The following is an 8,238-nucleotide window of genomic DNA, read 5'->3' as shown; positions in this document are numbered from 1 at the left end:
TTCTCTAAACCAAATCAGATAGTTACGCTACGATCGCCAACCCAAAACCGTGCCCCCGGTGCATAAGACGGGTTAGAGGTGGTTCGCCCTACACTGGTGATCCGAGGGTTGCTCGGGTGGGCCGAGCCGATCCTCACACGAGGAGGACGAACCTCATCGCAATTCACGATGCAACATGTTCGCAGGTCGTTGAGCGCATCATGGGGATCGGCTCTGAATTTCGGGTCGAGAGGAGTCAGGGCGAAGACGTTCGGTAAGGCTTCAGCCGTCATAGGCTCGCGTCTGCCGGTCCAGCCGCTCAAGAAATCCGACCGCGGCGCTGAGAAAGGCGTCGTTGCGATCACCAGCCACCATGTGCGACGCGCCGGCGACATCGGTGAACTTTCCGTTCGGAAGCTGCGCGACGAAGGTTTCCGCCGCCTCCCGAGAAACCAACTCGCTCAGCCGACCCCTGATGAGATGCACCGGAAGCGTCAAGCCGGTCAATCGGGCTTGGAACGCGTCGGCATCCCGCAAGGATCGACAGCTTTGCATGCCAGAGACAACGCCGGGATCCCAATGCCAGCGGAACCGCCCGTCATCGCCCTGCTGCAGGTTCTTGGCCAGTCCAGAATGATCCGCTGGCCGCGGTCGGTGAGGTAGATAGGCCGCAATGACGTCTGCGGCCTCTTCAAGGTTGCCAAATCCCTGGGCGACATGGGCGTTCATGAACTCCATGACCTTGGCGGCGCCGTCTGGGTCCATGTTCGGAACGATGTCGACCAGGGTGATCGAGCTGAAACCCCCGGGCGCGATCTCGGCCTCCGCGTACAGTCCGGCGAGACCGCCGAGCGACGCGCCGATCAACGCCGGACGGCCACCCATCGCGCGCGCGACCTCCGCGAGATCTTCCGAGAACCGCTGAATCCCGTAGTCGCCCGTCGGTGACCAGCCACTCTCGCCGTGGCCGCGAAGATCGAGCGTGACCACTTCCCAGCCCCGATCCGCAAGCGCCGCCGCCGTCTTGGCCCAGGCATGCCGTGTCTGGCCGCCGCCGTGCGCCATGAGTACTGAGCCGCGCGTTGGCCGACCATACATATCTGCGGCGAGGTCGAGGCCATCGGTTGTTCTGAAGATCGCTCGGCTTGGTTCATTCATAGGTGATCTCATTTCTGCGCCCGACCCGACAGCCCGCATTTCGATCGCCTCTACCGGGCGGTCCCGCTTAAGTATTAGCGCATCGTTGTCTCCCTCGCCAGTGTTGGCTGCAGGTGGAGCGAAGCGGAACCGGAGGGTGACCTGGCGAAGGAACGACCTCTGAAATCGTGTAGCGCTCATGGTCGCGGGTAGTTTTACTGTAGAATTCCGAGCCTCTCCGATTCCAGCAGCGCTTGGACTCTGTTCTTGACTGCCAGTTTGGCAAATAGATTGCGAATGTGCCATTTGACGGTGTCTTCACTTATGCGATGCTTGGACGCGATATCACGATTAGAGAGACCTTCTCTTATCCTTTGAAGCATCGCCAGTTCCTTTCTCGTGAGCACAACCGAAGTTATGCTTCTCGGCGAGCGGACGCGATAGTCGCCGGGCGCGGGTTCTCGACGCCCCAATTCCTCCTCGCTCGGAATCAGATTTAACAGTGGCGTCGAGATGGGTCCAAGCGCTTCCAGATGCCACCGTTCATCGAGGAATGTGCGATAACATCCAAGTCGCGAAGCAATGGCGATCGCGTCGGCTACGCGCTGTTCAGACACGGCCGATCTTCCTGTCCCGGCACAAGCAACGGCGGTGCAGAGTAACGCCGCAACCTCCAGCCGGCCAAGTTCAAATCGGCGTGCATGGTCTAGAGCGACGTTTGCAAAGCGGTTGGAAATGTGAAACTTCCCCTGTCGCGCCGCAATGCGCGCTTCCGTAAGCGATTGCCGTGCGCGGAGATACGGTCCATGTGTCGAGAGAAAAATTGGGTGATTGTGGTTCGGCAAGGTGGAGAGCGCCTGCTCCGCGCTCTCTGCAACGAACATATCCGCGAGCGTCAGTCGCGCCAGGACCTCAAGCCGGACGAAACCAGATTCTCCCGCTATCACGCGCATCTCGTTAAGAAGCTCGGCAGCACGTTTTGGATTGCCCTTGCAGCGGGCAATTGCTGCAGCGGTGCGATAGGCCGAGAATGTAAAATCGACAATGCCATGCCGCCGTACAAAATCAAGAATCTCGTCGACGTGTGCTTCTATGCCGTCAAGTTGGTTCGCCTCGTACTGAATTTCTAGTTCCAGCGTGTTCAGAAGGTTTACTGAGAAAGGGGTCGTGTTGATTTGAGCATTTTCGTCACCGCGCGCTTTTTTGAGTAAGGCAGCACCTGCGCGCATATCTCCTCTTGAAAGCTCGGCGAGAATCATGGCGCCGTAAAGCCATCCCAGTGCGTAGTGGTGATCCGCGATGTTGTTTACCGATGACGTCTCCAAGGACAGTGTCCTTAAATCACCAAACCGGTGCTCGCTGGCCGCAAGGAAGCAAAGACAGGTGAGCACAGCACCTTTGCTGACGAGGTCCGCCTCGTTATAGACTTTCATCCAGGCTTCGCACTGACGCCGACTTTCCGACAGATTGTCGCCGGTTGCTTCTCCGATGGCTTCGATGAGGTCGCACCAGCACTCTATTTGTCGGCGTACTTGTTGATCAAGACCGCTAAGTTCCGTGGCCCGCAAATCAGCCAACAGCCCACTCGCCCGCCGGTGGTCGTGACTAAAAATCTGGGCCCAGGCCAGGCCAAGGGCGATTGTTGGAGAACCCGAAATAACAGCAGCGGAAAAACTGCCTTGCCAAAACTGGATTTGATCTATCTCGCCTTCCCGCAGCGCAATATCCATCATATTTTCAGACGCGACATCAGCGGCCGATTCGTTCTCACCTGCGCGTAAGGAGAGATTGATGCTGTCGCGAATGTTGTTGTTTTGTCTTTGCCATTGGGCGGCGCGGGCGAGCAGGTTCGGCTTCAAGCCGGGGTTTTCCACCGAGAATCTGTGCTCTAGAAATTCGCGAAGCAAAGGGTGGAACTCATAACCTGTCTGCGATCGGTCCAGAGGCTGGAGAAGCATCTGCTCGGTGGAAAGTTTGTCAATAAAATAAGCCGCATCGTTTCGTTGGAACGCATGGTTGAAATATTCTGCTGATACCGATCCAAGAATGGAGGAGCAGAGACAAAATTCTCGAATATCATTAGGAAGTGAGTGTAGTATTGTGCTCCGGAAATATTTATCCAAGTCAATATCTACGCCTGTGATGCCGTTGACTATAAGGCGATTGGTTGAGTGGTTCTCCGATGCTGCTTGCATCAAAAGGCAGAATATCTCTGGCCAACCTTGGGTGCGCTTCCAAAGCGAATAAGTTTCAACTTCTGAGGCTGCTCGCCTTTCCTCGGTGAGCCCGACTGCTTTTGCTTCGTCGAAATTGAAGGCAAGCGCGTCATGTCTTAGCTCGTGGGTTTCTCGTCGCGCTTTCATGCGCGCAAAGCCGATGTCTGCCGAGCTTGCCGCGATGAATTCCACTTCGGCTGGCGTCGCCAGCATGAAGGCCTCGATCTCGTCTATCGAATGCAGATCAAATTCGAGATCATCGAAACAGATGAGAACCTTCGATCCTAGTCGATCCTTGGTCTCCCATAGCCAAGTGGCGAGGTCATAGAGGCTGCGAGGACATTCTCTCGGCCGCAGCGGGGGCGGCGTGTCGTGGCCGCCGGCCTCTTGGGTAGCGGCGAGCTGCGCGCAGATACGGTCCGCGAGGAGTTGCAGATCGCCCCGGCATTCTTTGATGGAAACCCATGCCGCCGCAGCACAGGCTTGCCGACGATCGGCCCAATGCTGTGCCATCGCGACAGTCTTTCCGTAACCTTGAGGCGCGCGAAGGAGATAGCAGCGCGTCGGCTTTTCGGCAGCGAAGAGGCGAGGGCGCGAAAGGCATCCGGAGGCCAACGACGCCACTCGCTCATTGATAGAGCCTGTGGGAGGCTGTGCCCTTTGTCGCGGGCTAGAGTCGGTCTCCCGAGGCCGCATCTCAAATCCGAGCGGATGAGTCGACGCAGGCTCATCCGCTCGAATGCCTCTCACTTTCGCAGATGCTGTGTCTGTTTTTACATGCGTCATCGGGGCGGAACTATAGCAGCAGGCCGCCCGTGTGCAATCCAGAACCACTCTTTAGTGTGGGCTTTGGGCCGATTGGGTTGGCCGACCGCAGGCCCTCACTCGCCGTTCGTATGCGTTCAAGGCAGTGTCCGTGTCATCAACTTTCAATCTCCGGCTGTTAGTTAGGCTGCGATCTCCGCGATCTCCTTCAGGGCGAAGGCGGGTTGCCCAGCTCGGGACTTCGCCCGTCGAGAGTTGAACTGCCTTGGTTTGACGCGTCAGCTTTTCCGCGCGAACACCAGGTCGGAGGCCAATGCCGTGTCCGGCGCAGAATTCCACCGGCTTCAAGGGGGGCGATGCGGCGCCGGGACGTTCCGGAGCCACGCTTTGGACAGCGGCGGGCGATGATAAGGCGCGATGAGTTCCTCGCCGACCAGCGTTACGGCTCCCTCAAACCAATATTGACGAAGCAGGGCGGTGACCGTTTCCCCCGGCGTGGCCCGCGCCAAAGATCACCACATGCGCGTCCGATCGGCTCACAGAAGCCCTCTCGCCCAAACCGAGCGCCTCGCGCGCGATGTCAAAGCACCCGCCGCGCCTGCGAGCCTGCTCCAAGCATAAGGGGGCCTGAAGGGGAGGGGTTGAAAACCACACTTTAGTGGGGTTGTTCCGTGCCTTGCCGAACCCCATTCGCTGAGGACTGTCAATTAGAACTGATTTTAGAACACAGTGAATGTGTCTTCCAATGGGATGAGGAGAACGCCGGATGAGCACCATCGCATGAAATCCGTCCACCGAACCGGCGCCAGCACCTTGCTGGTATCGAAGCCCGCCGCTGCGCCCAAAAAGAAGACTAGGAGACTAGAGATGACTCAGAAGGAGACCATGAGATGACTCAGGCTGCTGCGACCGCCGATCGCGCCGATGCATATTCGATTCCGCTGGACAGGATCAACGTCGCCGATCCGGCGCTGTTCCGCGACAACATGATGTGGCCCTACTTCGAGCGCTTGCGCAAGGAAGATCCGGTTCACTACTGCAATGACAGCCAGTACGGGCCGTACTGGTCGGTCACCAGGTTCAAGGACATCATGAGCGTGGAAACCAACCACAAGGTGTTCTCGTCCGCGTCCCGCTCCGGCGGCATCACGATCATGGACAACAATGCGGCGGCGTCGCTGCCGATGTTCATCGCGATGGATCCGCCCAAGCATGACGTGCAGCGCAAGACGGTGACCCCGATCGTCGCGCCGGAAAACCTCGCCAAGCTCGAAGGCCTGATCCGTCAGCGCACCCAGAATGCACTCGATGCGCTGCCGGTCGGTGAGACCTTCAACTGGGTCGAGCGCGTCTCGATCAACCTGACCGCGCAGATGCTGGCGACGCTGTTCGGATTCCCGTTCGAGGATCGCACCAAGCTGACGCACTGGTCAGACGTCACGACTTGCGAACTCGGCACCTGCGGGGTCGAGACCGAAGAGCAGCGCATCAAGGAGATCCAAGAGTGCGGGGCCTATATGACCAAGCTGTTCAACGAGCGTGCGAACTCTGATCCGCAGCCCGATCTGCTGTCGATGCTGGCGCACTCGGAAAACACCCGCAACATGAGCCCGGAAGAGTTCATGGGCAACATGGTGCTGCTGATCGTCGGCGGCAACGACACCACCCGCAACTCGATGAGCGGTGGCCTGCTCGCGCTCAATGAGAATCCGGAGGAATACCGCAAGTTGTGCGCGGACCCGACACTGATTCCGTCGATGGTATCGGAAATCATCCGCTGGCAGACGCCGCTGGCGCACATGCGCCGCACGGCGCTGGAAGACTTCGAACTCGGCGGCAAGCAGATCAAGAAGGGCGATAAGGTCGTGATGTGGTACGTCTCGGGCAACCGTGACGGCGACGAGATCGAGAACGCCGACCGGTTCATCATCGACCGTGCCAATCCGCGTCATCACCTGTCGTTCGGCTTCGGCATCCATCGCTGTGTCGGCAATCGCCTCGCGGAGATGCAGTTGCGCGTGCTGTGGGAGGAAACGCTCAAGCGATGGCCGAAGCCCGGGCAGATCGAGGTCGTGGGCGAGCCGCGCCGGGTTTTCTCGACCTTCGTCAAGGGCTTCGAGGCGCTGCCGGTCCGGATCAATGCCTGAGCGATCGACGCAATGAGCGCGAACGTCGTGATCGTCGGCGGCGGGCACGCCGGTGGGCAGGCGGTGGCCAGCCTGCGGCAGGGTGGCTTTGACGGGGACATCACCCTCGTCACGGCCGAACAGAGCCTGCCGTACCAGCGGCCGCCGCTGTCCAAGGCCTACCTCGCCGGCGAGTTGCCGCGCGAGCGCCTGCTGATGCGGCCGTCCGCCTTCTACGAGGGCGCGGGAGTCGATGTGCGTCTGGGCATCGAGGTGACCGGCCTCGACGCGGGGCGCCGTAGCCTGACGCTGTCGGACGGAGGGCAACTGACGTACGATCATATGATCCTGGCTACCGGCGGCCGGCCGCGGCCGTTGCCGTGTCCGGGCGCGGATCACCCGGCCGTGCACTATCTGCGCACGATCGCCGATGTCGACGCGATGCGTCCCCGCTTCGTTCCGGGCGCGTGCATCGTCATCGTCGGCGCCGGTTACATCGGTCTGGAGGTGGCGGCAGTCGCGATCAAGCACGGGCTGCGGCCGGTCGTCCTGGAAATGGCGCCGATGGTGCTGGCGCGCGTCGCCAGCCCGGAGGTCGCTGGCTTCTTCGAAAACGTTCATCGCGGTGCTGGTGTGGATCTGCGCACCGGTGTCGCGGTCAGCGCGATCGAGGACCGGGACGGCAAGGCGGTGGTGGTGTCGACGGCGGGTGACCGGATCGAGGCCGATCTGGTCGCCGCCGGTGTCGGCCTGCTGCCAAACGTCGAGCTGGCGCAGGCGGCCGGGATCGACTGCGACAACGGCATCGTCGTCGACGCGTTCTGCCGGGCGTCGGCATCGGGGGTCTATGCGGTCGGCGACTGCAGCAACCATCCGAGCCGCCTGTACGGTCGGCGCTTGCGTCTTGAATCCGTGCACAACGCTCTGGAGCAGGCCAAAACGGCGGCGGCTGACATCTGCGGTAAACCGCTGGCGTACGACCAGGTGCCGTGGTTCTGGTCCGATCAGTACGAACTCAAGCTGCAGACCGCCGGTCTGAGTCAGGGCTACGACCAGGTCGTGATCCGGGGCAACATGGCGATGCGCTCGTTTGCGGCGTTCTACCTAAAGGACGGGCGGCTACTGGCTGTCGACGCCGTCAACCGGCCGGCCGAGTTCACCCTGGCCAAGCGCTGGATCTGGGACCGCAAGGCGCCGTCGCCGCAGCAGTTGGGTGACGACAGCATCGAAGCAAAGGCGCTGGCGGTATGATTTCATACGCGGCCGAGTGCCGCATCCCCAATTTTTTCGAATTTCCGCATGATGCGGATCAACACTAAAAGGGTTACAACGTGACCAAGATCACTTTCATCGAATTCAACGGAACCGAGCGCAGCGTTGATGCCGAAAACGGCCAGTCGCTGATGCGGTCGGCGGTCGACAACTTAGTGCCCGGCATCGACGGCGACTGCGGTGGCGCCTGCGCCTGCGCGACCTGCCACTGCTACATCGAGGGTCCGCTGGCGGGAAAACTGCCAGAAATCGGCGAGGCCGAGCGCTCGATGTTGGAGATGGTCGAGGGTGTCACCGCCGCGTCGCGGTTGGCGTGTCAGATCACCGTGTCCGGCGATCTCGAAGGCTTGGTCGTGCGCACCCCGCAATCGCAGCACTAAACCGGCGTCTCCGTTCACTGTTTCAGCCGGTGCGTTACTGTAGCGCACCGGCTGCACGGCGCCCCGAGAACAGGTAGTCCGCTAGTACCTCTGCACAGAGGTTTTGACGGGTTGGGCGTCACAGGGCGAGGCACCGTTCGTGCTGCGATCCGACCGCGCAAGGGCCGCATCCAGCACCGGCCGGAACAGCTCGAAGTCTACCACCGCACTCAGTCGGTCCAGCGGGTCGCCCGCCGCCGACAATGCCGCAAGCCGCTCATCCACATCGAAGAAACCGTGCTGTACCGTAACCGTCCGATTGTTACCGCGGCTTATGGGCCTTGAAGCGCGCGGCGAGCTCGGGATCGTCGATAAAGTCATCGA

General features: G+C 60.4%; 5 protein-coding genes and 1 pseudogene. 3 read left to right on the top strand and 3 right to left on the bottom strand.

Features of this window, described 5'->3' with window-relative positions; translation table 11 throughout:
• Positions 1-261 precede the first annotated feature (261 nt).
• Together V2I08_RS20015 and V2I08_RS20010 are read right to left on the bottom strand one after the other, a co-directional pair.
• Positions 262-1,137 (bottom strand): alpha/beta fold hydrolase, encoded by an 876-nt coding sequence (locus V2I08_RS20015; protein ID WP_025549969.1) that lies wholly within the window; start codon positions 1,135-1,137, stop codon positions 262-264.
• Positions 1,138-1,331: 194 nt separating this feature from the next.
• Positions 1,332-3,845 (bottom strand): LuxR C-terminal-related transcriptional regulator, encoded by a 2,514-nt coding sequence (locus V2I08_RS20010; protein WP_349636520.1) that lies wholly within the window; start codon positions 3,843-3,845, stop codon positions 1,332-1,334.
• A gap of 1,142 nt (positions 3,846-4,987) precedes the next feature.
• Between V2I08_RS20010 and V2I08_RS20005 the strand changes: the two genes are divergently transcribed.
• From V2I08_RS20005 to V2I08_RS19995, 3 genes are all read left to right on the top strand, one after another.
• On the top strand, positions 4,988-6,244 hold the full coding sequence (locus V2I08_RS20005) for a cytochrome P450 (RefSeq protein WP_033964744.1): 1,257 nt from the start codon (positions 4,988-4,990) through the stop codon (positions 6,242-6,244).
• 12 nt (positions 6,245-6,256) lie between these two features.
• Entirely contained in the window at positions 6,257-7,474 is a 1,218-nt protein-coding gene (locus V2I08_RS20000; protein ID WP_043154041.1) for an NAD(P)/FAD-dependent oxidoreductase, read from the top strand.
• An 80-nt stretch (positions 7,475-7,554) separates the two neighbouring features.
• The gene (locus tag V2I08_RS19995) at positions 7,555-7,875 is read left to right on the top strand and encodes a 2Fe-2S iron-sulfur cluster-binding protein (RefSeq protein WP_025549965.1); all 321 of its coding nucleotides are present in this window, start codon (positions 7,555-7,557) and stop codon (positions 7,873-7,875) included.
• Between the two features lie 117 nt (positions 7,876-7,992).
• On the opposite strand, the pseudogene V2I08_RS19990 reads toward V2I08_RS19995, so the two are convergent.
• A pseudogene (locus V2I08_RS19990) lies at positions 7,993-8,190 on the bottom strand (hypothetical protein); the annotation flags it as partial.
• Between the last annotated feature and the right edge of the window lie 48 nt (positions 8,191-8,238).

It is taken from the genome of Sphingobium sp. MK2, from assembly GCF_040170545.1.
GTDB lineage: Bacteria > Pseudomonadota > Alphaproteobacteria > Sphingomonadales > Sphingomonadaceae > Sphingobium.
This window is presented reverse-complemented; position numbering and strand designations above follow the sequence as displayed.

Excerpts from the sequence above, each read along its gene's own strand:
- V2I08_RS20000 (WP_043154041.1), top strand. The coding sequence starts at position 6,257 with ATGAGCGCGAACGTCGTGATCGTCGGCGGCGGGCACGCCGGTGGGCAG.
- V2I08_RS20010 (WP_349636520.1), bottom strand. The coding sequence starts at position 3,845 with ATGGCACAGCATTGGGCCGATCGTCGGCAAGCCTGTGCTGCGGCGGCA.
- V2I08_RS20015 (WP_025549969.1), bottom strand. The coding sequence starts at position 1,137 with ATGAATGAACCAAGCCGAGCGATCTTCAGAACAACCGATGGCCTCGAC.
- V2I08_RS20005 (WP_033964744.1), top strand. The coding sequence starts at position 4,988 with ATGACTCAGGCTGCTGCGACCGCCGATCGCGCCGATGCATATTCGATT.